The sequence below is a fragment of the Pseudomonas fungipugnans genome (assembly GCF_029955235.1).
In the GTDB taxonomy this organism is placed as follows: Bacteria; Pseudomonadota; Gammaproteobacteria; order Pseudomonadales; family Pseudomonadaceae; genus Aquipseudomonas; species Aquipseudomonas fungipugnans.
The window spans coordinates 2240667-2266202 of record NZ_JARBWL010000002.1 but is presented as its reverse complement, the minus strand read 5'-3'; the positions used below and the strand labels follow the sequence as shown (position 1 = coordinate 2266202).

The following is a 25536-nucleotide window of genomic DNA, read 5'->3' as shown; positions in this document are numbered from 1 at the left end:
CGCCACCAGGGAGCACGAGCCCACAGCGACTTGAACACAGCTTTGCCATCATTCAACACTGGATTCATAGTTCGGGTTTGGCGATAACGTAACCATCAACCGAGAGCAACACCACTTTCGTGTGGCCTTGTTCTCGAGCGTCGATCAGCGTGTCGGCAATCGACTCTTCAACCGCTCGCAGCAGATCGCGTGACGATGCACCACTCCCCAGCCGTTGCTGGCGACGCATCATGTCGACAAGGATATCCGAGTCGATACCACCGGCTGCGACCTCCAGTCCATAGCTCTGGATCATGGCTTCGATTGCAAGCGCGGTGACACGAGCGACATCCAGACCGCAAAGCGACCTGAACACAAAGATCCGGTCGATACGGTTCAACACTTCCGGCGCAAAACCCACTTCGCGCAGCGCATTGGTCGAGGCGCGACGCAACTCATCGGCATCGTTGGCGAAAGTGACACCCAGCGACTGCAGGGCATCGGTAGCGGCATTCGTGGTCATGATGAAAATGGCGTTGGCCGTCGAAATCTGTCGACCGTCGGAGGCCTCGGTCACGAACCCATCGTTCCAGGCCGTCAGGAAATTCTTGTGAATATCCGGGTGCGCCTTCTCTATTTCATCCAGCAGCACCACGGCATCCGGCGTATCGCGCAACGCAGCAGTCAATTTGCCGTAGGTATTGGAGCCGACATAGCCTTTGGATGCACCAAACAGTTGCGTGGCGGCATGCGCACCACTGGAAAACTGGGTCATGTCGAAGTGCAACAGATTGCGTTGCAACTCGGTTGCCAGGCATTTGGCGAGGTAGGTTTTACCGGTCCCCGGTGGCCCGGCCAGGATGAAAACGCCGACAGGCTTGTTGCGCTGTTTGAGCGCGAGGCGCCGCCTGATCTGAGCGGCCATGTCGTCACAGACCGCGTCCTGGCCAATGACCTTGCTCTTGAGCGCTGCAGCCAGCTTTTCCGAGTCGATGACCACGGACTCGGGTTCCCGAGCCAGCTTCTGTTCCAGCGATTGGCGATTTGTGAGCCTGTCCAGTGCATCCATGATCCGATTTCCTTTGCTGACATTAGGGCTTTTGCGGCGTTCTTGCTCATGGAATAGCCCTGCAAACGTGACCAGCCAGAAAACACCCGCAAACGCGAGCAGGGTCCAGGCATGCGCATGCAGAAAATCAGCGACATCCTGCCCGTACTGACCGATATCGGTACTGTTGGGGTGATGTTGCATCCAGAATTGCGCGACAACCACAAGCGTCATCACGACAAATGCGATCGGCCCCAGCCGTATCGCCAGCGAACTCAGCCAACGCATCAGTTGGCCTTGACGTTCAAGGTGAGTATCTGACCAACGCTCATGATCGGCAGGACGGCCTTGACGCCACCTGATCCCAAGCCGACGGTGATACCACCACCGTCGCCATCCTGGACACCTGTCAGGGCTATTTTTCCATCGGCGGGAACGGGTATGGCAAAGGTTATGCCCTGTTTGGTCAGCATGACAGTCCTCAAATAACCACCGCTCTGGATACGCACGGCATCACCGTCCTCCACATCAGAGTCCCATAAGGTGACCCAGGCAAAACGGATGGATGGCTCGGTGGCGGGAGACGGCAGTGCACTGCTGTCGGGGACTGCGCCGCCAGGTACTTGCTGGACATCGGCCGAGGGCGTGTTTCCAGGAGCCACTGGCAAATGCGGGGCAAGCTCCGTGACCAGAGCCGCCGTTGCCGACGGGTCGAGATGCATGCTCTGCAGTGCGGCGGGCACATCAGCGGCAGGAACGATGGCCAGCGACAATGCGCCCAGCGCGTTGAGGGCGGCGATGCGCGCCTGTTGCTCGGCACTGCTGACGGAGTCGCCTTGAGGCGCGGCAAAGAAACCCGAGCCGGACATGAAAAGAGCAGCACCCGAAACGGCTGCCACTAACAAGGCAGTCGCGATAACCGTTTTGGACAATGTCCCAAGGCTTTTGTATTTACTGTCTGGATTAAGAGCTAGCAGGGGTTTGGGTTCAGGAGAGTTCATTGAGAACAATTCCTGAAGCAGGGCTTTCAAAGCAATCCATGGTTTTCTCATCCAGCCGTGCTTATCACGAGCAGCGAGCTTACATCAGGGATGGTGAAAGACGGAAATGGAGGCGTGTAACAGACGCCATACAATGCTGCAGTTGTATGAAATCGGCAAAAGGGAAAATCAGATTATGGTCGCTGATCACCATCGCCCTGGATTTGTACGGAAACATTCTTCAGACGTCTCAGTTTTCAACTCTAAAAACGGCTGAAAGAATTGACCGGTATTCCCATATTGTTCCCATACCCTCTTTTCCAGACGCCAAAAACCACAAACCCCCGACTTTCTCTAGGAAAATCAGGGGTTTGTGTTTACTGAATGTGGCGGTGAAGGAGAGCCGGGCTACAGGGGTTATCCGTTTTTCAGGAGCGGCACCGAAAAAAGCAACTTTGGTAACTTGATCCGCTGATCTGCCTGAGAGCCTTGATTTAACTGGCCTGCAAAGGATCGGCAGAAGGTAATTTTTAAGTAACGTAGAGGTAAGACAATTACCTTTTAAGGAAGTAATTTTTATTTTTCTGTATCCCTTATAAAACAGTCGCTTACGATTACATTACCTTTTTCATTACTCGAAATTATTTTCTAAAGTAATCCAGAAAGCCAATGAATACGGGGCTTTCAGCAGTGCTCCGATATCCGAATTACCACATTACTTTTTTCAGACTGCGTTCCTGAAAATCGGCGCCGAACGCTGACTCATGCCTGGCGAACAAACGAGCATGGGAAGACGCATCAGGTGCCCTACCCTTCGCAGGGATTCGCGGGCTTTTTGCCTCACTCGATCACCATGGCACCAGCCAGCCCTGCCCGCGTTCGGCCTCGTGTAGGACTGCGGAAAAAAGACCTATTTAGCCCGCAGGCGAGGTGGGGGACGACGGCGCGCGCCGCCAACAGATGGTTACTTTGAAAAAATTCTTTCGAAAGGCCTTTTCATGTCTATTTTCAGGATATATTTCAGAAAATTGGCAATGCTGAAATGTAGGCCGCCAATGAAGGTGCGTCTTGATTGGGCAGAGAGACAATATGTTGCGATCAAAAGTCATCATAAAAAGCCAGCCGCCAACCCAAGCTAAGGAGAGCGAGATAATGAATAGTATTACTCAACCAATAAGAGCTAACTCTCTAGGAGATACAACAGCAGAAAATGATAGTCGGATGTTGTCAGATGCTTTCGTCGCCACCGCCGACTTTCGCTCACTAATTGAGTCAGATGATAGGACCGTCGTAGTCGGACGCAGAGGAACAGGTAAGAGCGCTTTATATATTGAACTACAGAAACATTGGAAAAAAGATAAAAAAGTAATCGTTATATGCTTCTCTCCAGAAGACACAGAAATAATTGGATTTCGATCATTACTTAAGCCCTTTGCAGAATCATTTAATCTTTCCAGAGCAGTTACAAAATTATTGTGGAAATACACAATACTTATGGAGATGGCGAATTACGTCTCCTCAAACTACAAGCTAAGCTCCTTAATAGAACGAGACAGCCTTCTTAGCTCACACCTCACACGATGGAACGAAACGAAAAGCGGTTATCTAACCAAGTGCCGAAACATCGCGAAATTATTCTTAACCTCAATTCACCAAGAAGAAGCGGTTGGAGATCTTCCAGGCAACCTTGAATTAAGCCAGGTAGAAGAAAAAGTTTTGGGACTTTTCGATAAGGCGGATCGGCGAGTTGTTGTGCTGATGGATCGACTAGACGAAGGATATGAATCCGATGCCGTGGGAATAGGAATGATCGCGGGCCTGACCTACGCAGCGATTGAACTAAACAAAAGATCCCACCTAATTAGACCTATAGTTTTCCTTCGTGACAACATATATCGGACACTTGCAAAAGAAGACCCCGATTACTCAAGAAATATCGAAGGACAAGTAATACGCCTCCATTGGGATTGGGCACAGCTTCTTACATTAGTTACAGCACGCATGAAGCTATCTTTCAACATAGCCGTTGAAAAAGATCAAAAGGTTTGGGATAGAGTCACTGCTGGTGAACTTCAAGGACGCGACGGCTTTAAAAAGTGCTTACAGTTCACCTTATATAGACCTCGCGACCTATTATCGCTATTAAATGAGACATTTTTTTGTGCTGCGCGGCATTCAAGAGAAACTGCAATCATAAAAGATCTTGATCATGCCGCACAATCCATATCCGTAGCACGCCTCGAGGATCTTTGGAAAGAATACTCAAAAATATTTCCATCAATACAACTGGTCACCAGCTCATTCAAAGATGGAGAGCCTGAATTACTGGTAGGAAGCGCTATTGAGGCAATGGAACATCACATAGACTCAAGTGAGGACACTAGCAACCATGAGTCTTTAGCGGAAACAAGAATTCTACAAGCGAGCGGGCTTCTTCAGTCTCTGTACAGTGTAGGTTTCATTGGCACCCACGACAGCAACACTTCGGCCTTTTCATTTTGTCACGATGGAAGGACCCCAGACAAAGGGTTCGAGAGTCGAGATAAAATATTAATTCACCCTTGTTATTGGCTGGGTTTAAACCTCTCCCGCAATGCACTTGCTCCCGAAGAAGCAGAGGAAATTAATGACGAATACGACATCATAGTACAATCTGTAACACCAGAAATTCGAAAGATTAAAATAGGACAAACTGTTTCACAGCTAGATAAAATACCTTTAGGCCGAGAGGGTGCGAGAGAGTTCGAACACTGGTGCCTTGATACATTGCGCATCATATTCGCTTCTCACCTCATCAATCTTGAATTAGCACCAAATGGTCAAGCAGTTCAACGCAGGGACATTGTTGGCACCAATCGCTCCGGCTCGGACTTTTGGAAGCGCGTCCATGAGGACTATAAAGTTCGCCATGTTGTATTTGATTCGAAAAACTACTCTGGCCTCGGCCCTGATGAATATCGGCAACTTCAATCCTACTTGACCGGACCATACGGAAAATTAGGTTTCATAATAACAAGGGACGAAGACGAGCACATGACGGGAACCGAGCTAGACTGGGTCCGTGAAATGCACAAGTCCCATTCCACCTTAATTATCAAACTTCCAGCCCGCTACTTATGCAAACTTTTACAAAAACTTAGAAACCCCGAAAAACATGATGCAATCGATAGATTAATGTTTTCACTACTTGACAACTACGAAAGAAACTACCTACAACTAAAAACAACCTATACCAGAAAACCGAAAAGAAAATAGAAAATAGAAAACTTCATTTTAAAACATAGCCTTAATACTTTCGATGAGAATAACACCGCACGAAAGATGGCCGAGGAGAATGCCAACAAAATTTTGGCTCTTCTCACCGTTTATCTTTCTCGGGAATTCTCCAACTCAAAAAGCTTTGGCGAATCAGTGATGGGACATACCGTGAATGCACATGGAGAAGATTACGAATTTTACCTGCGTGTTACACCACCTCCGGGCGGCATTTGGGACTCAGAAACCTTGGTAATTGCCCGAATTGGTTTCAAAGACCGTCGTAGGGGCTATGGCAGGAACTTTATGGAGTTTCTAGTCGAATGCGCGTCAACTCTTGGCTACAGTAAAATCGGGATGGAGTGCACCAACGAAAACTCAGAGGCATTTGGAAGAAGGCTTGGCCTTCAGGGGCATGGTCCCCACAATCATCTATTGGGTACAGTATTCAATGTAGCGTGCACACTTGACCGAAAGCAAAAAACAAAAGAATTTACAAATATGTCACTATAGCCGACCCCGACTTCAGTTATAATATAGTGCTATTTATGTATCTGCGATCCCGAAAGTGCGCCAGTATAATGCAAGCCCATGTTAATCGGGGCTAACTCGTTTTTTTGAATCGTATTACCTCTTCTCCGAGCCAATCATTTAGTTGCAACATTCGCGTCTGAAGCGGTTCCAGCTCGTTACTGACATAAATAAGCGCCGCATCTCTGATTGACCCAAACCCGCCCGCATTCTGCGGAACAATCCCCATCAACTGCGGTGGAATTCGCAGGCGGGCCAACACGTCATCTCGCGTCTGATTCTTGATCGAATTGAATTCATCCTTAGCCGCCACCTCACTGAAGGGGATCAGCTGAATTCCGTCCTTCTTGCCGGTCGACGGATAGACGAACAAATTCCGGAAATTGCCTGGCCCCTTCGATTCCTTCAATGCCTTGCGCAACGCATCAATATCCGCCTCGGTCTGCGCCACGTCCGTCATGTACAAGATGAACCCGGCATGACTGCCGTTCTCGTAATACTTGCGCCGAAACAACGTCGCCGACTCGTTCAGCAGCGCCGACTGCAAAAGCACTGATCCACTCCGGCAGTCCATAAATCTCCTGGTGCAAATCCGCCTCACGCAGATGAAAAATGCTGTCCGGGCCAAAGGCATGTTCGTCCTTCCACCCACGCACCTGGTAGAATTGCCCTTCCGGTCCGGCGCGCATGTACTTGGCCAACGGCGTTTCCAATTTGCGCACCCCGCCCAACCGCGAGCGGCGCCCCTCAAGGTAGCCATTGCCCAGACACAGAAAGTCCAAAGCAAACTGCTCAAACGAAGCCCGCGACAGCAGCGGATGCGGGATAAACGTCTTGCTCAACAGATTGCGTTTGAACATCAGCCCCGAATTCAGATGCCCGCTCGCCCCCGCCGAGCGGGCCAGCCCGTCCAGCGACAACGGCGGCTCATACCATCGCCCGTTGAACCAGCACCCCAAGTAATCGAAAACCTCCCATCCACCCAGAACCGGCGTCGGTTCGCCGAAGGAAAACACCTGAGTCCCGGCGCCGGTGACGGGTATGGTCGCGGGCAACGTCTGGTTGGTGAGTTGTTCGGTCATCAGTAAATCTCCATACGCCCGGTATTGGCCGCGGTCTACCCCTCAAGCGGTTCGTTGTGCAATGCGTGAAAGAGCGCCCACGCCAAATCGGCGTGACCGGTGTTGTCGTTGCGCCCTGCGGTGTAGGTGTACTGGCGTCCGCCGGCGGTGATCGTCTTGCGAATCGCCATCAGCGACTGAGCCATGTCGGTCCAGCCGGCATCTACCCTTGTGGATCATGTCGTGGGCCTTGAGGACCCGGCGGGGTTTCGCTGCCACTACCCAGTTGGATCTGCTGCGCGCCATTGAGGCAGGTGAATTTCACGACGACATGCTGACTGAAGGCTGACTAAGCCCTGACGGTTGCACGATCCCTACCTGAACAAAAAATACATATAGCATGACCCGGTATACGTTCAATTGATGCTCTAGTTCATTAGATTGTGGAAGAAACAGGAATTGCATGCTTAGCTGAGTAATAAGTCTTGGATTTTCAACCCAATGACAAACTCCCCTACACCCTACCCTAACCTTCCATAAATAGTAGAAAGGAGTCTAAACATGCACTACATCATCTGCATGATAATTAAAGATAGCGGCGATAATGATATACATGAATCCTCTGGCTCTCTATTTTACAAACTTGCAAAAGGTGGCAAAAACGCCAAAGTCTACAGATTTCATGGGGCCGTAACCCCCCAAGCGCTTTCGGCCCCAGCGTTATTACTGAGCACAAACAAACCAGACATCCAAAACATTGCCCCAAATATTGGTGTAAGTTCTTCATCCCCCCCTATCGGAGTAAACGTAGAGGCGCCCGATGATGACAGTGAGATATGCCTTTATATAAATGCTCATGGAAACAGAAGCACTGGAATTGGAGGTTACTCTCCAGGAGATGTGGCGGCTTGGGTGATAAAATGCCTTGGGCTTTCGAAAAAAAAATTCAAGAAAATTGTATTTCTAGCATGTCATTTAGCGGTTGAAGATCAATATGAGATCAGCATCAACAATGTTCTTGATGCCCTCTCTGAGATAAATGTTCAAAAAATTGTTATGTACAGCGGTGCAATGACGATTTTGAGTCCAAGAAATTTTAAGCTTTTCGACCCATATGGGTCAAAAGGCAAAAAAACAGATATCGAGTGGAACAACCATAAAAAATTAAAAGATTCAGAAGCCACAAAAGCTAATACTCATTCAAAATGGTATCAAAATTTGCAAACAAAGTTTCGTGCAGACATAAAAGACAACACCAACGGAGGCGAACAAGAAATCACTACATTCATCAATACACGATTCGCAGATAACGACACCGGAATTTGGTGGGACGAAGGAGCTGATATCCGAACCACAGGAATAGATGCAAGCGAACTGAAGGAAAGCAAATACGCAAAAAATTTCATAGCAGGTGACATAGACCTTATTAAAAATATACACACCAAGGCTCTTGATCATTTGGGAAGAAGATTCATGAGCGTTGGAAGTGGCAATACCAAACAGCAAGGATACTCTCCCAAACATGGTAGCGAAAACCCCCTTGTTGGCCTTCCGAAATTCGGGCAAAAACCGCAGATCGTAATGGGCCAAAGGGCTGAAAACCCGATTGTTTTACAAGCAGAGGGCCCCGCCAAAAATGGATATATCTACCTTGATTACAACAACGCCAAAGTTGTTTGGGAGAAGGTGCGTCGTCCCACCAAAGACGATAAAATTGATGAAGCCGACTCCCTGTAGCAGTTTCCCATACAAACCTCTGCTCTAGCCCATCCGGGGGGCGCGCGGCAGTCTGTGCACTGTCATCTCATTTACTGCGTAGGCAAAACCATGGCCGATTATCTCCACGGCATGCGGGTCAAGGAAGGCGCCGCCGAAGCGCAAACCAACAGAGCCCTGATCGACACCACCACGGCAGACAGCATCACGCATGAAACCTGCGAAATATCGCTGAACGGGATAACAACACCGTGCGGCAATACAAATTGCACTTCGTCTGACTGAACAAAAAGCGGTTTGCCACATGTCAGTGACTTCGTCGTGCGGGTCCGATTTTTCAAGGCTCACTTGAATGCAGCCGGGATTCGGTATCGCGGGGCAGGACAGTGTCGGCATACCTACAGCAGTCAGTTGTTGACCACGGGATTGGTGTCGATTGACTGGATTGCGGAGCAAAGGGCGTAGAAAAATGAAGACCTTTCTCATCGGAGATCGGTTGGGGCCTTTATAAAATGCGCCTGACCGAAAAAGTCTATTGACGTTCCGTCCTCGATTCTTGCCTATGCGAATGAGCAAACGCTGACCAAAACATCAGCCCATATTCCTTCCATATCGCCTTTTTCCAGACGCCAGAAACCACAAACCCCCGACTTTCTCTAGGAAAATCAGGGGTTTGTGTTTACTGAATGTGGCGGTGAAGGAGAGATTCGAACTCTCGATACAGTTTCCTGTATACACACTTTCCAGGCGTGCTCCTTAAGCCACTCGGACACTTCACCGTATCTCTTCAAACAAGTTCTGTCTGTCGAGGCGCGCTAATGTAGTCGAAAGCTTTTCTTATGGCAAACATTTTTTTGAGAATTTTCATGCGGTTAACGCGGTTCGGTCTTTCGAGTGGCGGCAGACCATGGCAAACCCGCCAATCTCTGGCTTCGCGCCCTCTTCTATATAGAAGGGAATGCATGGCCGGTGCGGCGGGCTACGCTGGGCGGACCGGAAAAGGGTGACTGGCGGGTCAGTCACGGCGCTTTACCTGGCCTGCGGCGGTGGGTAACGTCTGCTTCAACTTTCATACAAGGAATAGCGTCATGAGTGAGTTGATTTCCTACCACCTCGAAGACGGTATCGCGACCCTGACGTTGAGCAATGGCAAGGTGAATGCCATTTCCCCGGACGTGATTGCTGCGTTCAATGCGGCGCTGGATCAGGCGGTAACTGATCGTGCGGTAGTGATCATTACCGGTCAGCCGGGCATTTTGTCGGGCGGTTACGATTTGAAGGTGATGACGGCCGGTCCTAAAGAAGCGGTGGCGCTGGTGACGGCGGGTTCGACCCTGGCCCGTCGTCTGTTGTCGCACCCGTTCCCGGTGATCGTCGCGTGCCCTGGGCACGCGGTGGCCAAGGGTGCGTTTCTGTTGTTGTCGGCGGATTACCGCATCGGTGTCGATGGCCCGTTCAGCATCGGTTTGAACGAAGTGCAGATCGGCATGACCATGCACCACGCCGGTATCGAGCTGGCGCGTGATCGCCTGAGCAATTCGGCGCTACATCGCTCGGTGATCAATGGCGAGATGTTCAACCCGCAGAGCGCCGTGGCTGCCGGCTTCCTGGATCTGGTGGTGTCGGCTGAAGAGTTGCAAGGTGCTGCGTTGGCGGCGGCGCGTCAGTTGAAGAAGATCAACATGACCGCCCACAAGAACACCAAGCTGAAAGTGCGCAAGGCGCTGCTGGAGACGCTGGACAACGCGATCATCCAGGATCAGGAACACATGGGCTGAGCCCGAAAACAGCTACAACGAAAAGCCCGACCGTCGTGTTGGGCTTTTTCTTACGCGCCGTGTTTAAAAGTCTGTAACCGCTCTAGGCCGGGTCTGACCCGCAGACCTGAAACATGCGCTTAAACATCGCCTATCTCCCCGCTCTATAGCGGCAATTGCCGAAAACAGTGCACATCCGTACACTGCGCCACCTTTTGTCCCGGTGGGGCCTGTAAATGCTGTTTGTGTTTCGTATGTTATTGATGGGCCTGCACTTTGTTCTGGCTGGAGTGCTGGGGGTCATTCTCGGGCTGTGCCGCCCGTTCAACCCGGACAACAGTCGTTTGTGCGCGCGGCTGTATGCGTGGCCGGCGATGTGTATCTTGCGTTTGCGCGTGAAAGCCGACGTTCGGGGGTTGAGGGATAAACCCGAGAGCTGTGTGATCGTCGCCAACCATCAGTCCAACTACGATCTCTTTGTGTTCGGCAATGTGGTGCCCTACCGCACCGTTTGCATCGGTAAAAAGAGCCTGAAATGGGTGCCACTGTTCGGACAGCTGTTTTGGCTGGCTGGCAATGTGCTGATCGACCGGGGCAACGCGCTCAAGGCGCGCAAGTCGATGCTGACGACTACTCATACCCTGCAACACAAGGACACGTCGATCTGGGTCTTCCCCGAAGGCACGCGCAACATGGGCGAGGAGTTGCTGCCCTTCAAGAAAGGCGCGTTCCAGATGGCGATTGCCGCCGGTGTACCGATTGTCCCGGTGTGCGTCAGCAGTTACGTCAAGCACATGCGCTTGAATCGCTGGCGCAGCGGGAAGATCCTGATTCGCTCATTGCCGGCCATTCCTACAGCCGGACTGACCATGGACGACATGCCGATGCTGATAGCCCAATGCCGTGAACAGATGCGCGAATGCATCGCCACGATGGATCGGCAACTGCAAGCCGCCTGAAAAAAACCCGCCCAGTGCGGGTTTTCTTTTGCCGGCAAACTCTGCACAGTTTGCTGACTCTCAAGCAGCAGACAAGGCTAAGCTGAGCACTGCCTGGCACTGCCATCTTTTCATCTAAAACGCTCATAAGAAGTGAACCAACATCATGGGTAGAGTTGTTGCTGCTGCGGTTTACAGCGCCGGTAAGAAAGTCACCAATATCACCCTCGACGAAGGCGCCGCCTGGGCGGCCAAGCCGGGTCACTTTGTCTGGATCGGCCTCGAAGAGCCGAACGCCCAGGAGCTGAGCAACCTGCAACGCCAGTTCAACCTGCACGAACTGGCCATCGAAGACGCCCTGGAAAAACACAGTCGCCCCAAACTTGAAACCTTCGGCGATGCGCTGTTTATCGTCACCTATTCGCCGATCCGCCATGAGGGCAAGCTGGAGTTCATCGAGACTCACATTTTTGCCGGCAAGGGCTACATCATTACCGCGCGCAACGGCCATTCGGCGTCCTACGCCCATGTCCGCCAGCGCTGTGAGGCGCGTCCGCTGTTGCTAGAGCATGGGGAAGATTTCGTACTCTATGCCCTCCTCGACTTTGTGATCGAAAACTACCAGCCCGTGGGCGAGGCGATTCATGCCGAGATCGATGACCTGGAGCGCAACGTGCTGTGCAGTGCGTTGAATGAGCGCGATATCCAGAAACTCCACGGTCTGCGCCGGGACGTTTTGCGCTTGCGCCGTTATGCCGGGCCGATGGTGGAAATCGGTGAAGAACTGCAGAAGCTGAGCTTCCCGTTCATCGACAAGAACATGCGCCCGTACTTTCGCGATGTGCAGATTCATGTCACACGGCAGATGGAAGACCTGACCACTCTGGCGGATATCGCGAGCCAGACGATCGAGGTGGGGGTGTTGCTGGAGGCGTCACGCCAGAGCGTGGTGCAGCGCAAGTTTGCAGCGTGGGCGGCGATTCTGGCATTCCCGACGGCGGTGGCCGGGATCTACGGGATGAACTTTCAGAACATGCCGGAGCTGAGTTGGCACTACGGGTATTTTGCGGTGTTGGGTTTTATCAGTGTGGGTTGTGTGAGTTTGTGGGCGAGTTTCAAAAGGTCGGGGTGGCTGTAGTCAAGACCGAGGCGCCTGAAAAAATCGCGAGCAAGCTCGCTCCCACAATGATCTCCAGCGTGTCACCTATTGCGTGAACGCCGACGATCCAATGTGGAAGCGAGCTTGCTCGCGATGCCTTTAGTTCAAGCCGCCTCAGGCTTATGCGCCACAAACCGCATCATCCACTCGGCCACCGTAGCGCCATGGTGCTGATGCTCCAGGCTCGCAACGCCCTTCTGATACACCTGCTCACCCAACGCCTGCTGGCGAATCTCCAGCAACGCCCGGGAATAGTCGTGAATGAATTCCGGGTGCCCCTGGAAGCACAGCACCTGATCGTTGATGTGATACGCAGCGAACGGGCAGAAATCACTCGAGGCAATGACCGTGGCATTTTCCGGCAGCGCCGTGACCTGGTCCTGGTGGCTGATCAACAACGTCAGCTCCTCGCGCACCGGGCTCATCCATGGTGCCTTGGCGGCCAACTTGTAGTTGTGAGTGCCCACGCCCCAACCCTGCGTCGCCCGCTCGCTCTTGCCGCCCAGCAGCAGTGCCAGCAGTTGATGGCCGAAGCACACGCCCAACAGTTTGTCACCGCGCTCGTAACGGTTCAGCAGATAGGCCCGCAGGGTTTCAATCCAAGGGTCGGTACCGAAGGAGTCGGCTTTGCTGCCGGTGATCAGGTAGGCGTCGAAGTTCAGCTCGTCACTGGGGTAGTCGCCCTGCATCACGTTGTAGACGCTGAACTCGGCGGCGATGGGCTGCTGCGAGAACAGGCGCTGGAACATCTGTCCGTAACCCTGATATTGATCGACCAGTTCCGGACGCAGGATGTCGGTTTCCAGAATGCAGATGCGTAACGACATAAAAAATACCTGACACGTGATGGGAATAATGAACACCCCAGAGCCTGCCTTGAAACACTGTGACAAGGCAAGCCCGAAAGGCATCATCTCGCGCTTAGAACGCCTCCCCTTTGGCGGCTTTGTCCAGCAGCAAAGCCGGTGGCGTAAAGCGCTCGCCATATTGCTCGACCAGGTATTGGGCCCGGGCGACGAAGTCTTTCACGCCGTACTGATTGATGAATTGCAGCGCGCCACCGGTCCAGGCGGCGAAGCCGATGCCGAAAATCGAGCCGACGTTGGCGTCCGCCGTCGAAGTCAGCACGCCCTCCTCCACGCAACGCACGGTTTCGATGGCTTGTACAAACAGCAAGCGGTCGCGCACGTCCTTGGGCGAAATCTGCCCGTCAGCTTTCTCGAAGCGGGTTTTCAATTCGGGCCACAGGTGCTTCTGACCACCCGCCGGATACTCATAGAAGCCGCCGCCCGCGGCTTTGCCCGGACGCTTGTACTCGTTGAGCAACAGGTCGATCACGGCAAAGGCCGGGTGTTCAATCAGCGATTTCCCTTCGGCTTGCAGGTCTTTGGCCGCTTGCTGGCGGATATGGCTCATGAGGCTGAGGGACACTTCGTCGGAAATCGCCAGCGGCCCGACCGGCATCCCGGCCTTGCGCGCTTCAGTCTCGATCATCGGCGCGCTAACGCCTTCGCCGAGCATGGCAATGCCTTCATTGGTGAAGGTGCCGAATACCCGCGAGGTGAAGAAGCCGCGACTGTCGTTGACCACAATCGGGGTTTTCTTGATTTGCAGGACGAAATCGAAACCACGAGCCAACGTTTCGTCGCTGGTGCAGGCGCCTTTGATGATTTCCACCAAGGGCATTTTTTCAACGGGGCTGAAAAAATGCAGACCGATGAACTTGCTCTGATCCGGCACCGCATTGGCCAGGCCGCTGATCGGCAAGGTCGAGGTGTTGGAGGCGATTACCGCATCCGCGCCGACGACCGCCTGCGCAGCCGCTGACACTTTGGCTTTCAGCTCACGGTCTTCAAACACCGCTTCGATGATCAGGTCGCAACCGGCCAGGTCGGCATCGCTTTCGCTGGTGTGGATACGCGCCAACACCGCGTCGCGTTGCTGCGCGTTCAGCTGACCACGAGTGACTTTCTTGTCCAGCAGCGATGCCGAGTGCGCCTTGCCCTTCTCGGCGGCGGCCAGATTAACGTCCTTGAGCACCACATCGATGCCGGCGCTGGCGCTGACAAACGCAATGCCGGCGCCCATCATGCCCGCGCCCAGCACGCCGACTTTGCGTGTGACATAGGGTGCAAAACCCTGAGGCCGCGAGCCGCCGGCGTTGATTTCGTTGAGTTGAAACCAGAACGTACCGATCAGGTTTTTCGAGATCTGGCCGGTGGTCAGCTCGGTGAAGTAGCGGGTTTCAATCAGGTGTGCAGTGTCGAAATCCACCTGGGCGCCTTCAACCGCCGCGCAAAGAATTTTCTCCGGTGCGGGCATGCAGCCCTGGGTTTTGCTGCGCAGGATCGACGGTGCAATAGCCAGCATCTGCGCGACTTTCGGATTCGACGGCGTGCCGCCCGGGATCTGATAGCCCTTCACATCCCAGCGCTGCACCGCGTTCGGGTTGGCGATAATCCACGCCCGCGCCTTGGTCAGCAGCTCATCACGATCCGCCGCCAGCTCATCGATCAAGCCAGCCTGCAACGCCTGTTGCGGCCGCACTTTCTTGCCTTCGAGCAAATACGGCAGGGCTTTTTCCAACCCGAGCATGCGCACCATGCGCACCACCCCGCCGCCGCCCGGCAGCAGGCCGAGGGTCACTTCCGGCAAGCCGAGCTGCACCGACGAATCGTCCAGCGCCACACGGTGATGACAGGCCAGGCAGATTTCCCAACCGCCGCCCAACGCCGCGCCATTGATCGCCGCGACCACTGGTTTGCCCAGGGTTTCCAGGGCGCGCAGTTGCCCTTTGAGCGTCAGTACCATGTCGTAGAAGGCTTTGGCTTCGGGCTTGCCGACCTTGATCAGCTCGTTGAGATCGCCACCGGCAAAGAAGGTTTTCTTGGCCGAGGTAATGATCACGCCAGCAATCGACTCCTTGTCGGCCTGCAAACGAGCCACACACGTGGCCATGGCCTCGCGATACACCGCATTCATGGTGTTGGCGCTCTGGCCCGGCATGTCGATGGTCAGGACGACGATCCGGTCCTGCCCTTTTTCGTAACGAATGGCTTCGGTCATGTCACATTTCCTTGAAGTCGGGGCTCAGAGGCGTTCGATGATGGTGGCAATGCCCATGCCGCCGCCGACACACAATGTTGCCAGGCCATAGCGCAAGCGCCGGGTTTCCAGTTCATCGAGCAGCGTGCCGAGGATCGCGCACCCTGTGGCGCCCAGCGGGTGGCCCATGGCGATGGAGCCGCCGTTGACGTTGACCTTGTCCGGGTCGATGGCCATGTCCTTGATGAATTTCAGCACCACCGAGGCAAACGCTTCGTTGACCTCGAACAGGTCGATGTCTTCAACCCGCAACCCGGCCTTGGCCAATGCCTTGCGCGTGGCCGGCCCCGGACCGGTGAGCATGATGGTCGGGTCGGTGCTGGTGACCGCCGTGGCGACGATCCGTGCCCGTGGCTGCAACCCCAGCGCCCGGCCACAGGCTTCGGAACCGATCAGCATCAGCGCCGCACCATCGACAATCCCGGAACTGTTGCCGGGTGTATGAACGTGGTTGATCCGTTCCACATGGCTGTAGACCCGCAACGCCGTGGCGTCAAAACCCATCTGCCCCATCATCTCGAAGCTGGGTTTGAGCTTGCCCAGGCCTTCCAGGGTGGATTCGGCGCGGATGAATTCATCGTGATCGAGCAGGATGATGCCGTTCTGGTCCTGCACCGGCACCAACGACTTGTTGAACGAACCGTCGGCTCGCGCCCGTGCGGCCTTCTGCTGCGAGTGCAGCGCGTAGGCATCGACGTCCTGACGGCTAAAGCCTTCAATCGTGGCAATCAGATCGGCGCCCACGCCCTGCGGGGTGAAATGGCTGTGCAGATTGGTTTCCGGGTCCAGCGCCCAGGCGCCACCGTCGCTGCCCATTGGCACGCGGGACATGGACTCGACACCGCCAACTACTACCAGGTCTTCGAAGCCGGAACGGATTTTCATCGCACCCAGGTTCACCGCTTCCAGTCCCGAGGCGCAAAAGCGGTTGATTTGCACGCCCGCCACACTGACATCCCAGTCCGCGACCTGAGTGGCGGACTTGGCAATGTCCGAGCCCTGATCGCCAATCGGCGTGACGCAACCGAGCACCACGTCATCGACCTGGCTGGTGTCCAGCGACGTACGCTGCTGCAACGCCCTGAGCAGGCCGGCCACCAGATTCACCGGTTTGACGCTGTGCAGCGCGCCATCGGCCTTGCCTTTGCCGCGGGGCGTGCGTAGCGCGTCGAAAATCAAAGCTTGGGTCATGACGTCCTCGAACCTGTGCGATGCGTGATTGCAGAGTCATACCTTAAGCCGAGCGGCGACGGATTCAATGACCACAGTGCTCACAGACGTTGACGGTCACGCTCAGACGGACGGTCGTCAACGCTCAGATTAACCGTTTCAGGTCAGCAAGCTGTCTAGCAAACGGGCGCCAAAGCAGCTGGCAATAAGCCTCATGCCTTTTTAATCACGATTAATGACATATACATACGAAATGGATCTAAGCCAAGCCCGCCGCGGGCCCTAATGTGAAGCTGTACGAAGTTGTCGTCGGGTTTTGCCGGGGCACTCGGACTACAGGAAGTTATGCGCTTGCCGTCATGGAGAAATGCAGGCAGGCATCAGGAAATAACAAAAAAGGCGGTCAGCCATGTTCAAACATTCGAAAGTACGTCAAGCAGGTCTCATTCTTTTCGCCACCACGCTGTTGTTGATTTTGCCGAACCTGACCAAGGTGATCGGCTGATTCAAGCGCCACGAATTTACATCGTCTTTAAAAAAACAGGACGGGCTTGCTACCCGGCCTGACGTGGGTGTGCCAACCTTTGGTACTTCCACGACATGGACGGCGATCATTTGAAAACGCTCATTGTGCTTGGGGCCCTGCTGTTCGGCATGCCCCTCCATGCCGCACAGCTCAACCTGGAGCTGGGCGCGAACAGCCGCACCTGGCAGACCGAGGAGCTGCTCAAGCATCCTCTGGTACAGACCATCACCATCACTGACGACGTTTCCTACAAACGGGACATGAGCTATCGCGCCGTGCCATTGGCGGCGTTGCTGACGGGCATCAAGCCTGATGATCACCTGCAGGCCGTGGCACTGGACGGTTTTGCGGCGGAGTTGTCGGCCGCGCCGTTGCTTGATGCCAAGGGCGCTCGCGCCTGGCTGGCGATTGAGGACCCGGCCAACCCATGGCCGCCACTGTCGCAGGGCAAGCCCAGTGCCGGGCCGTTCTACCTGGTGTGGACCGATCCGCAGGCCGGCCATATCAGCCCTGAACAATGGCCATTCGAAGTTGCCAGCATCAAGCGTCTGGCGCCGGTGGCGGAACGCTTTCCTGCGCTGCTGCCGGACCCGGCCCTGAAGGGGGACGATCCGATCAACAAAGGCTTCGCGTTATTTCAGAAAAACTGCCTGGCGTGCCATCGACTCAATGGCGCGGGCGATGCGCAGTTCGGGCCGGATTTGAATATCCCGTATAACCCGACCGAATACTTTGGGGCCGATTTCCTCAGGCGCTACATTCGCGACCCGCAGAGTTTGCGCCAGTGGCCGCAGGCCAAGATGCCGGGGTTTTCAGCGGTGGTCTTGCCGGATGGGGATCTGGAGATGCTGGTGGGGTATTTGAAGCATATGGCAGGGCGCAAAGTTAAGCCCTGACCACAATGCCCCTGCTCGCGATGGCGTCTTTTCAATCAGTACAGCTTTTACTGACATACCGCTTTCGCGAGCAAGCCCGCTTCCGCATTGGTTCGGTGTCGAACCCACACCCTGTGTTCAATGAAGACCCCATGTGGGAGCGAGCCTGCTCGCGAAGCGGTGTCCCGGATTACTGCTGTTGCACCGAGATCACCGGAGCAGGCATCGGTGACACGAACACCTTTGCATGCATCTGCTCACTGCCACCGCCCCGGCGCATGCCGCGTACCGGGCAGGCGTCCAGATAATCCAGGCCCACTGCCAGCTTCAGGTGGCGCTCGGGTCGGGCCAGTTCGTTGGTGACATCGAAGCTGTACCAGGCGTCATCCAGCCAGGCTTCCGCCCAGGCATGACTGGCCAGATGCTCGCTGTTCTCGCTATACAAATACCCCGACACATACCGCGCCGGAATCCCCAGGCTGCGAGCGCAGGCGAGAAACGCATGGGCGTGGTCCTGGCATACACCGGAACGTCCGGCAAAAGCCTGGGCGGCGCTGGTGTCCACTTCGGTGGAGCCCGGCGTGTAGGTCATGTGCGAGTTCAAGCCGTGCATCAAATCAATCAGCGCCGTGCGATCCCGGCGCTTTTTGCATTCCTTTTCCGCGAACGCGCGCAAGGCTTCGTCCGGTTCGGTCAGGCGCGTAAAGCGCAGGAACGGCAGCGCCGACTGGCTTTCATGTTCGGCCTCGGACAACTCGTCGATATCGACCTGGCCACGGGCGCCGATGATGATCGCTTCATGGGGTTCGTCCATGGTCAGCACATGCAGGATGTTGCCGAACGGATCGAGTTGCGCACGCACCGGGCGCGGTAGGTCGAGCTGCCAACTGAGCACATGCTGGCGCTCGCTGTCGTGGGGGGTCAGCCGCAGATACTGGATGCTCGCCCGCACCTGATCTTCGTAGTGATAGGTGGTTTCGTGGCTAATGGAAAGTCTCATGCAGCCTCCAGGTAGGAACTGTGAATGGCGTTGCCCAGCTGGCGCACCAGCGGGATGAACTCGGTCAGCCAGGCGTGCAGGCCTTCGTCGAGAATTTCGTTGATACCGGTGTAGCGCAGGCGTGCGTCCATTTCCGCCGCCAGACGCTGCGCCGGACGGCCATTGGCCCCCGGCAGGCTGGCGAGAATCTGGTCGATTTCTTCGGTGCAAGCCCGCAATGAACGCGGGACGTCGGCGCGCAACAACAGCAATTCGGCGACATGCCGGGCACCGGGCGCATCGCGGTAAATCTCGGTGTAGGCCTCGAACGAAGACAAGGCGCGCAGCAGTGCACTCCACTGGTAATACGCGTGCGCCGTGCCGTCGCTGACCGCTTCGGCCTGATCGCCGGCCATTTCGTAGCGGGCATCGAGCAGGCGCAAGGTGTTGTCCGCCCTTTCGATAAAGGTGCCCAGACGAATGAAGCGGAACGCATCGTTACGCATGATGGTGCCGTAGGACGCGCCGCGAAACAGGTGCGAACGCTCCTTGATCCACTCGCAGAAACGGCTCATGCCGTAGCGACTCAGGCCCTGTTCGGCAATGCCGCGAATTTCCAGCCAGGTGGCGTTGATGTTTTCCCACATGTCGGCGGTGATTCGCCCACGAACTGCATGGGCACTGGCCCGCGCCGAACCCAGGCAGCTGTAGATGCTCGCCGGGTTGGCCGCATCCAGGGCGAAGAAATGCAGCAGCCGTTCGGCATGCAACTCGCCGTGGCGCTCCAGATAATCATCCAGCGTGCCGGTAATCAGCAACGGCATGGCCAGTTCGTGCAGACCGTCACCGCGACCGTCTTGCGGCATCAGCGACAGCGAATAACTGACGTCGAGCATCCGTGCGAGGTTTTCCGCCCGCTCCAGGTAACGCGACATCCAATACAAATCCGAGGCAGTTCTACTTAGCATGGCAGGCTTCCTTCAATCCTCGACCACCCAGGTGTCCTTGGTTCCGCCGCCCTGGGATGAGTTCACCACCAGAGAGCCTTCGCGCAGGGCCACACGGGTCAAACCGCCGGGCACAACCCGGGTTTCGCGGCCAGACAATACAAACGGACGCAGGTCGATGTGGCGTGGCGCAATACCGTTCTCGACAAAGGTCGGACAGGTCGACAGCGACAGCGTCGGTTGCGCGATATACGCGTGGGGCTTGGCTTTGATTCGTGCGCGGAACGACTCGATTTCCGCTACGGTCGCCGCCGGCCCCACCAGCATTCCGTAACCGCCTGAGCCCTGGGTTTCCTTGACCACCAGCTCTGGAAGGTGGGCCAGCACGTGGGACAGTTCAGAGGGATTACGACACTGCCACGTCGGCACATTCTTCAGGATCGGTTCTTCATCCAGGTAAAAACGGATCATGTCCGTCACGAACGGGTACACCGACTTGTCGTCCGCAACGCCGGTGCCAATGGCATTGGCCAGCACCACGTTGCCGGAGCGATAGGACGACAACAGCCCGGGCACGCCCAGCATCGAGTCCGGGTTGAAGGCCAGCGGATCAAGGAACGCATCGTCCAGGCGACGGTAGATCACATCAACGGCTTTCGGCCCGTCTGTGGTGCGCATGAACACCTTGTCGTCGCGCACGAACAAGTCCGCGCCTTCCACCAGTTCCACGCCCATTTCACGCGCCAGAAACGCATGCTCGAAAAACGCGCTGTTGAAGCGACCCGGCGTCAGTACTACCACGCTCGGGTTGTCGATCGGGCTGGAGCTTTTCAGGGTGTCGAGCAACAGGTTCGGGTAATGGTCGATAGGGGCTATGCGCTGCGCGGCGAACAACTCGGGGAACAGGCGCATCATCATCTTGCGGTCTTCGAGCATGTAGCTCACGCCGCTGGGGGTACGCAGGTTGTCTTCAAGCACGTAGTACGTGCCGTCGCCATCGCGCACCAGATCGACGCCGGAAATGTGCGAATAGATATCGCGGTGCAGATCCAGCCCTTGCATCGCCAACTGGTATTGCTCGTTGGCCAGCACCTGCTCGGCCGGAATGATGCCGGCCTTGATGATGCGCTGCTCGTGATAAAGGTCGGCGAGGAACATGTTTAACGCCTTGACCCGCTGGATGCAGCCACGTTCGACGATCCGCCATTCGCTGGCGGGGATGCTGCGGGGAATGGTGTCGAAAGGAATCAGGCGCTCTGTCCCCTGCTCATCACCATAAAGTGTGAAGGTAATCCCGGCACGATGGAACAGCAGATCGGCCTCGCGTCGCCGTTGTGCCAAAAGCTCGTCAGGCGTTTCGGCCAGCCAACGGGCAAACTCCCGATAATGCGGGCGGACATGGCCACCGGCATCGTACATCTCATCAAAATAGGTGCGGATCATGCCGTACTCCTTGTCACCCGGACATCTAGGCTTCGCAAGGCCCGTGCCATCGGCATAAACGCTTTTATATCAATCAGTTGGATAATTGCCCGCGTTCCTTCGCACCAATCCTGTGCAGCAAATGCCCCAGCCTGATCGCCCCCGCTTCATTGCGACGCATGGTGGCGCCTATCACCAGCATAGTCAGAGTTGATTTCACTGCCCGGGCGGCGATGCGGATAATCGGCGCATCTGCTGAAAAACCTCTCGAACTTCCCTTTGGCCGCCTGCTCAGGCGGTTTTTTTTGGGTTTTTGAAACGTTATGGATCAAAAGACCTTTCTAAAACCCACCAACAAAAACGGCCAACCCATGGGTCAGCCGTTGCCGAGTGTTACAGAAGCGTTAGGCGAGTAACCCGCGTACCTCCTGCTTGACGCCCCATCCTTCAATGATGCCGCCCAGAGGCTCGACCACCGCCTCGAAACCCTGCTCGAAATCGCCAATGTCATCGTAGGTCGCGTACATGACCTTGCTCAGTTCGAGCGCCCATGCGCCGTCGTCGCGCACACTGATTTGCGCATTCAATGATTCACCACGGTAACGGTAATGACCTGCCGCCCTGCGGGCCCGCTCCTCGTCCGGGAAAATGGCGTAGAACTCGATGGGATGGAATCGGGAAAAATCGAAACCGCCCTCTTTCATGCGGCGCAGCACGCTGGTGCTGATGTCTTCTTGATAGGCTGTGCTCATGAAACGTCCCCCTCAAATTGATGGATAGACTTTCCGATCCCAGCGCCCGCAACCGAATGGTGAGAGCGACGCGGCAACAACGTTGCCGGTGGGAAGCAAGCATGTAGCTGACAAGACCAGACCTTAGCGAGTCATTCGCTGATCTCGTTTGCAGAGTAGCGCCAATAAAGCGCTGCTGCCAAGGCCTGGTTATAAATGTGACAGATGATGGATCAGATGGGAGTAATGCCGAGGATCTGGATGCTGTATTGGGTTTTCAGGTCTTTGACGCTCGCATCATCCGTTCGCCCTTCCAGATCATTCAGATCCAGTTCGGCAGCGACAGGAAGAAACCGGGCCTTGATGAGTTTGGCGGCGTGCTCGTGATCCGGGCACTCGTCGCACTCAAAGATTTCATTGACGGTTTCGCCATGATCATCCAGGAAAGTGATTTTCCACTTTTGCATCAGTGCCTCCTCGATCAAACCCGCAAATGGGCTTACATCTATCTGGACTTTTGCCCTGACTGATCGTTCAAACGGATTGCGGCGTACAGACATTCAGACATGGAAAAACACCTGTGGGAGCGAGCTTGCTCGCTCCCACAGGGTATTGAGTTTGAATCAGGGATTGTTAGTCGTTACTCGGCTTGTTGATTGCGTTCAGCACGTATTGCGGCATGGCGAACGCGCCGATGTGGATTTCCGAGTTGTAGTAACGGGTGACGATGCCGCTGCCGGCAAAACGCTGTTGCAGGGTTTCACGCGACAGTTTGCGATAGGCGGTGTTGGTTGCACCCCAGGCGAAGGTCATCGCGCCGCCGATGTAGGTCGGCACGGCAGCCTGATAGAAATGCCAGTCCGGGAACAGGCTGCGCAGGCGGCCAGCGGTGGTCTGCACTTCGCCCAGTTGCATGAATGGCGTGCCGTTCTGGGTCACCAGGATGCCGCCCTCGTTCAGGCAGCGGTGGCAGGCCTGGTAGAAGTTCTCGGAGAACAGCACTTCGCCCGGACCGATCGGATCGGTGGAATCGGAGATGATCACGTCGAATTTTTCGGTGGTGGTGGCGACGAAACGCATGCCGTCATCGATCACCAGGTTCAGGCGTGGATCGTCATATGCACCCTTGGAGTGGTTTGGCAGGAATTCTTTGCACATGTCGACCACGGTGCCGTCGATCTCGACCATGGTGATGTGCTCGACGCTGCCGTGCTTGGCCACTTCACGCAACATGCCACCGTCACCGCCGCCGATGATCAACACGCGCTTGGCACTGCCATGGGCGAGGATCGGCACGTGAGTGAGCATTTCGTGGTAGATGAATTCGTCGGCTTCGGTGGTCTGGATCACACCGTCCAGCGCCATCACCCGACCCATGCGCGGGTTTTCGAAAATCACCAGGTGCTGGTGTTCGGTGCGCACTTCGTGCAGCAGTTTTTCCATGCGAAAACGCTGGCCGTAGCCTTCGTAGAGGGTTTCCAGGTATTCGCTGGTCTTGGTGGTGCTCATGGGAAGTGCTCCGGTGAATGCGGCTGGCAACGGACGGTTACCCGCCCATGATAGTCAATCGCTCGGCTCGATTGGCCGGGATGGCGCGCATTCTACGTTGCGGAGCATGACAGGTCGAACGTCAGTTGCCGGCCCGCCACAATCCACCCTGTGGGAGCGAGCCTGCTGCGAAAGCGGTCTGTCAGCCACATTGGTGTCGAATGTGCCGGCGCCTTCGCGAGCAGGCTCGCTCCCACAGGGGTTTTGTGCTGTTTGTGAGGGATCAGATCCGCACATTGCCCCGTGGCCCGGCAATCGCCCAGATGATCAGGCCCAGCACTGGCAGGAGGATGATCAACAGCACCCAGAGGATTTTCATCCCGGTTTCGGCGCCACTTTTCAGCACGTTGATGATTGCCCAGATGTCCAGGGCAAGGATGATCAGGCCAATCAGGCCGTTGAACGTGGAACCCATGGTGTCGCTCCCAAGATAGTGGCATGCACTCTTAGGATAGTCGGCCCTGACAAGGGTTCCGTATTATTGCGTTAAACGTGGATCGCCACTTTCAGCGCTTCCAGGGACGGCGCCGCCGCGATGCCGACCTCGGCGCACAGCTCCAGCACGCGCGGTACGTCGTTGCCGTAGACCAGTACCACTTGCAGCTCATCGTCGAGCAATTGGCTGAAGTTCATCAGCACGTAGCCGCCGTTTTCCTTGTTCATGCTGCCCATCTGCACCTGGATGCGATTGAGCGCGGTCAGGGCTTCGGTCTTGGCCAGTTGCTTGGGCTTGATATTGAAATCAACGCCCGGGCCGAAGGAGGCGACGATCTGCGCGAACAGGTCCATATAGGTGTCGGCCTGGAACAACACGGTCTCCGGCAGACTGCCCACCACTACCCACTCGCCCAACGGGATCGGGAAAGTCTCGTCGTAGAGGATGTCCGGGTTGGCCGTCAGAAAAGCCTCGGGGTCGGCGTAAGCCTGAGCGGCCTCGTCGGCGACTTTCAGGATTTCGTCTTCGCCCATGCACCCGGAGCTGATTTTGCTGATGAGTTCGACGAGTGCGGCTTTCATGGGGCGGGTCCTGTAGCGAGGGAAATTTGAGGCCGCGTAGGATAGCGCATCTGTGGCGAGGGGGCTTGCCCCCGTTCGGCTGTGAAGCAGTCGTAAACCCGGCAAACGCTGTTTACCTGAAAGACCGCGATCGCTGATTGGGGCCGCTGGGCGACCCAACGGGGGCAAGCCCCCTCGCCACAGGGAATGGCATCGGATCAGCCGATGAGTTTCTGCAACTGCGCCGTGGTGTCCACCGCGCCCATGGTCTTGGCCGCGTCCAGCGCGGACACGCCGTTGGCGTCCTTGGCTTTCGGGTCGGCGCCTTTGCTGATCAGGTAGTCGATGATTTCAACGCGGTTGAACATCGCCGCCATCATCAGCGCGGTACGGCCATCGAAAGACGAGCCTTCAACTTCGGCGCCACCCTCGACGAGCGCCTTGACCACCGCCAGGTCGCCCTTGAACGCGGCGCCGGCAATCGGGCTCTGGCCGTTGTCGTTGCGGATTTCCGGGTCGGCTTTGTGTTCCAGCAACACTTTTACCGTGTCGATATGGCCATGGTAGGCGGCCAGCATCAGCAAGGTGTCGCCCTTGTGGTTGCGCAGATTTGGCGGCAAGCCTTTGGCCAACAGCGCCGCCATCATGGCCGCATCGCCCTCGCGCGCTTTGTTGAACACCTGTTCGGCAAATTCAGCAGCTTCTTCGGGGGTCATCTGGCGGCTTTGGTCTGACATGGGAACTCCATACTCGGTCAATCGGAAAGCCGACAGTTTCCCGACGGCTCCGGCGCCTGTCACTCCTTTTTTCTCA

Annotated in this window: 22 protein-coding genes, 1 tRNA gene and 3 pseudogenes; 9 read left to right on the top strand and 17 right to left on the bottom strand. The window is 55.6% G+C overall.

The window, feature by feature from the left end; genetic code table 11:
• Positions 1-64 precede the first annotated feature (64 nt).
• The gene (locus tag POF45_RS25515) at positions 65-1315 is read right to left on the bottom strand and encodes an AAA family ATPase (protein WP_259501264.1); all 1251 of its coding nucleotides are present in this window, start codon (positions 1313-1315) and stop codon (positions 65-67) included.
• Positions 1315-2079, bottom strand: coding sequence for a hypothetical protein (locus POF45_RS25510; protein ID WP_282316997.1), 765 nt, complete (start codon positions 2077-2079; stop codon positions 1315-1317). Before POF45_RS25510 ends, POF45_RS25515 begins: the two co-directional genes overlap by 1 nt.
• Positions 2080-3159: 1080 nt before the next feature.
• Between POF45_RS25510 and POF45_RS25505 the strand changes: the two genes are divergently transcribed.
• Both POF45_RS25505 and POF45_RS25500 read left to right on the top strand, forming a co-directional pair.
• Entirely contained in the window at positions 3160-5262 is a 2103-nt protein-coding gene (locus POF45_RS25505; protein ID WP_282316996.1) for a P-loop ATPase, Sll1717 family, read from the top strand.
• A 66-nt stretch (positions 5263-5328) separates the two neighbouring features.
• Positions 5329-5775 (top strand): N-acetyltransferase, encoded by a 447-nt coding sequence (locus tag POF45_RS25500; protein WP_282316995.1) that lies wholly within the window; start codon positions 5329-5331, stop codon positions 5773-5775.
• Positions 5776-5866: 91 nt separating this feature from the next.
• On the opposite strand, the pseudogene POF45_RS25495 reads toward POF45_RS25500, so the two are convergent.
• A pseudogene (locus POF45_RS25495) lies at positions 5867-6875 on the bottom strand (phage portal protein).
• Between the two features lie 35 nt (positions 6876-6910).
• Positions 6911-7124: pseudogene (locus POF45_RS25490) on the bottom strand (phage terminase large subunit family protein); the annotation flags it as partial.
• Between the two features lie 291 nt (positions 7125-7415).
• Between POF45_RS25490 and POF45_RS25485 the strand changes: the two are divergent.
• The 3 genes and pseudogenes from POF45_RS25485 to POF45_RS25475 form a co-directional block, all read left to right on the top strand.
• The gene (locus tag POF45_RS25485; RefSeq protein WP_282316994.1) at positions 7416-8591 is read left to right on the top strand and encodes a hypothetical protein; all 1176 of its coding nucleotides are present in this window, start codon (positions 7416-7418) and stop codon (positions 8589-8591) included.
• Between the two features lie 90 nt (positions 8592-8681).
• Positions 8682-8855 (top strand): hypothetical protein, encoded by a 174-nt coding sequence (locus POF45_RS25480; protein WP_282317475.1) that lies wholly within the window; start codon positions 8682-8684, stop codon positions 8853-8855.
• Positions 8795-9026, top strand: a pseudogene (locus POF45_RS25475) (site-specific integrase); the annotation flags it as partial. The gene POF45_RS25480 and the pseudogene POF45_RS25475, both read left to right, overlap by 61 nt.
• 233 nt (positions 9027-9259) lie before the next feature.
• Here the strand turns inward: POF45_RS25475 and POF45_RS25470 are convergent.
• Positions 9260-9349, bottom strand: a tRNA-Ser gene (locus POF45_RS25470).
• 309 nt (positions 9350-9658) lie between these two features.
• Here POF45_RS25470 and POF45_RS25465 point away from each other — a divergent pair.
• The 3 genes from POF45_RS25465 (at position 9659) to POF45_RS25455 (ending at position 12403) form a co-directional block, all read left to right on the top strand.
• On the top strand, positions 9659-10348 hold the full coding sequence (locus POF45_RS25465; RefSeq protein WP_259501240.1) for a crotonase/enoyl-CoA hydratase family protein: 690 nt from the start codon (positions 9659-9661) through the stop codon (positions 10346-10348).
• 215 nt (positions 10349-10563) lie between these two features.
• Positions 10564-11286: a 1-acylglycerol-3-phosphate O-acyltransferase gene (locus tag POF45_RS25460; RefSeq protein ID WP_259501238.1), complete on the top strand. Its 723-nt coding sequence runs from the start codon at positions 10564-10566 to the stop codon at positions 11284-11286.
• Between the two features lie 145 nt (positions 11287-11431).
• Positions 11432-12403, top strand: a complete 972-nt coding sequence (locus POF45_RS25455; protein WP_259501235.1) for a magnesium and cobalt transport protein CorA — start codon at positions 11432-11434, stop codon at positions 12401-12403.
• Positions 12404-12528: 125 nt separating this feature from the next.
• Here the strand turns inward: POF45_RS25455 and POF45_RS25450 are convergent, their stop codons facing one another.
• The 3 genes from POF45_RS25450 to POF45_RS25440 all read right to left on the bottom strand — a co-directional run bounded on the left by POF45_RS25450 (position 12529) and on the right by POF45_RS25440 (position 16720).
• A complete protein-coding gene (locus POF45_RS25450) occupies positions 12529-13251 on the bottom strand; it encodes an amidotransferase (protein ID WP_259501234.1) in 723 nt (240 codons plus the stop codon).
• A 94-nt stretch (positions 13252-13345) separates the two neighbouring features.
• Positions 13346-15490 carry a 3-hydroxyacyl-CoA dehydrogenase NAD-binding domain-containing protein gene (locus POF45_RS25445; RefSeq protein ID WP_282316993.1) on the bottom strand — a complete coding sequence of 715 codons (2145 nt, stop codon included), beginning with the start codon at positions 15488-15490 and terminating at the stop codon, positions 13346-13348.
• Between the two features lie 24 nt (positions 15491-15514).
• Positions 15515-16720: an acetyl-CoA C-acetyltransferase gene (locus tag POF45_RS25440; RefSeq protein WP_282316992.1), complete on the bottom strand. Its 1206-nt coding sequence runs from the start codon at positions 16718-16720 to the stop codon at positions 15515-15517.
• A 579-nt stretch (positions 16721-17299) separates the two neighbouring features.
• Here POF45_RS25440 and POF45_RS25435 point away from each other — a divergent pair.
• Positions 17300-18121 carry a c-type cytochrome gene (locus POF45_RS25435; protein WP_282316991.1) on the top strand — a complete coding sequence of 274 codons (822 nt, stop codon included), beginning with the start codon at positions 17300-17302 and terminating at the stop codon, positions 18119-18121.
• A 169-nt stretch (positions 18122-18290) separates the two neighbouring features.
• On the opposite strand, the gene POF45_RS25430 is transcribed toward POF45_RS25435, so the two are convergent.
• The 9 genes from POF45_RS25430 to POF45_RS25390 form a co-directional block, all read right to left on the bottom strand.
• On the bottom strand, positions 18291-19100 hold the full coding sequence (locus POF45_RS25430; RefSeq protein WP_259501229.1) for a transglutaminase family protein: 810 nt from the start codon (positions 19098-19100) through the stop codon (positions 18291-18293).
• Positions 19097-20047, bottom strand: a complete 951-nt coding sequence (locus tag POF45_RS25425) for an alpha-E domain-containing protein (protein WP_259501228.1) — start codon at positions 20045-20047, stop codon at positions 19097-19099. The genes POF45_RS25430 and POF45_RS25425 overlap by 4 nt, the downstream gene beginning before the upstream one ends.
• Positions 20048-20059: 12 nt before the next feature.
• Positions 20060-21469, bottom strand: a complete 1410-nt coding sequence (locus tag POF45_RS25420) for a circularly permuted type 2 ATP-grasp protein (protein WP_282316990.1) — start codon at positions 21467-21469, stop codon at positions 20060-20062.
• A gap of 383 nt (positions 21470-21852) precedes the next feature.
• Positions 21853-22200 carry a ribonuclease E inhibitor RraB gene (locus POF45_RS25415; protein ID WP_259501223.1) on the bottom strand — a complete coding sequence of 116 codons (348 nt, stop codon included), beginning with the start codon at positions 22198-22200 and terminating at the stop codon, positions 21853-21855.
• A 212-nt stretch (positions 22201-22412) separates the two neighbouring features.
• Positions 22413-22646, bottom strand: coding sequence for a hypothetical protein (locus POF45_RS25410; RefSeq protein ID WP_259501221.1), 234 nt, complete (start codon positions 22644-22646; stop codon positions 22413-22415).
• A 166-nt stretch (positions 22647-22812) separates the two neighbouring features.
• A complete protein-coding gene (gene speE, locus POF45_RS25405; protein WP_282316989.1) occupies positions 22813-23688 on the bottom strand; it encodes a polyamine aminopropyltransferase in 876 nt (291 codons plus the stop codon).
• A 262-nt stretch (positions 23689-23950) separates the two neighbouring features.
• Positions 23951-24142 carry a PLDc N-terminal domain-containing protein gene (locus POF45_RS25400; RefSeq protein WP_003223221.1) on the bottom strand — a complete coding sequence of 64 codons (192 nt, stop codon included), beginning with the start codon at positions 24140-24142 and terminating at the stop codon, positions 23951-23953.
• Positions 24143-24213: 71 nt separating this feature from the next.
• The gene (locus POF45_RS25395; RefSeq protein ID WP_282316988.1) at positions 24214-24744 is read right to left on the bottom strand and encodes a hypothetical protein; all 531 of its coding nucleotides are present in this window, start codon (positions 24742-24744) and stop codon (positions 24214-24216) included.
• Between the two features lie 197 nt (positions 24745-24941).
• Complete coding sequence (locus POF45_RS25390; RefSeq protein WP_259501214.1) at positions 24942-25460, bottom strand: ankyrin repeat domain-containing protein; 519 nt, start codon at positions 25458-25460, stop codon at positions 24942-24944.
• Positions 25461-25536: the final 76 nt, after the last annotated feature.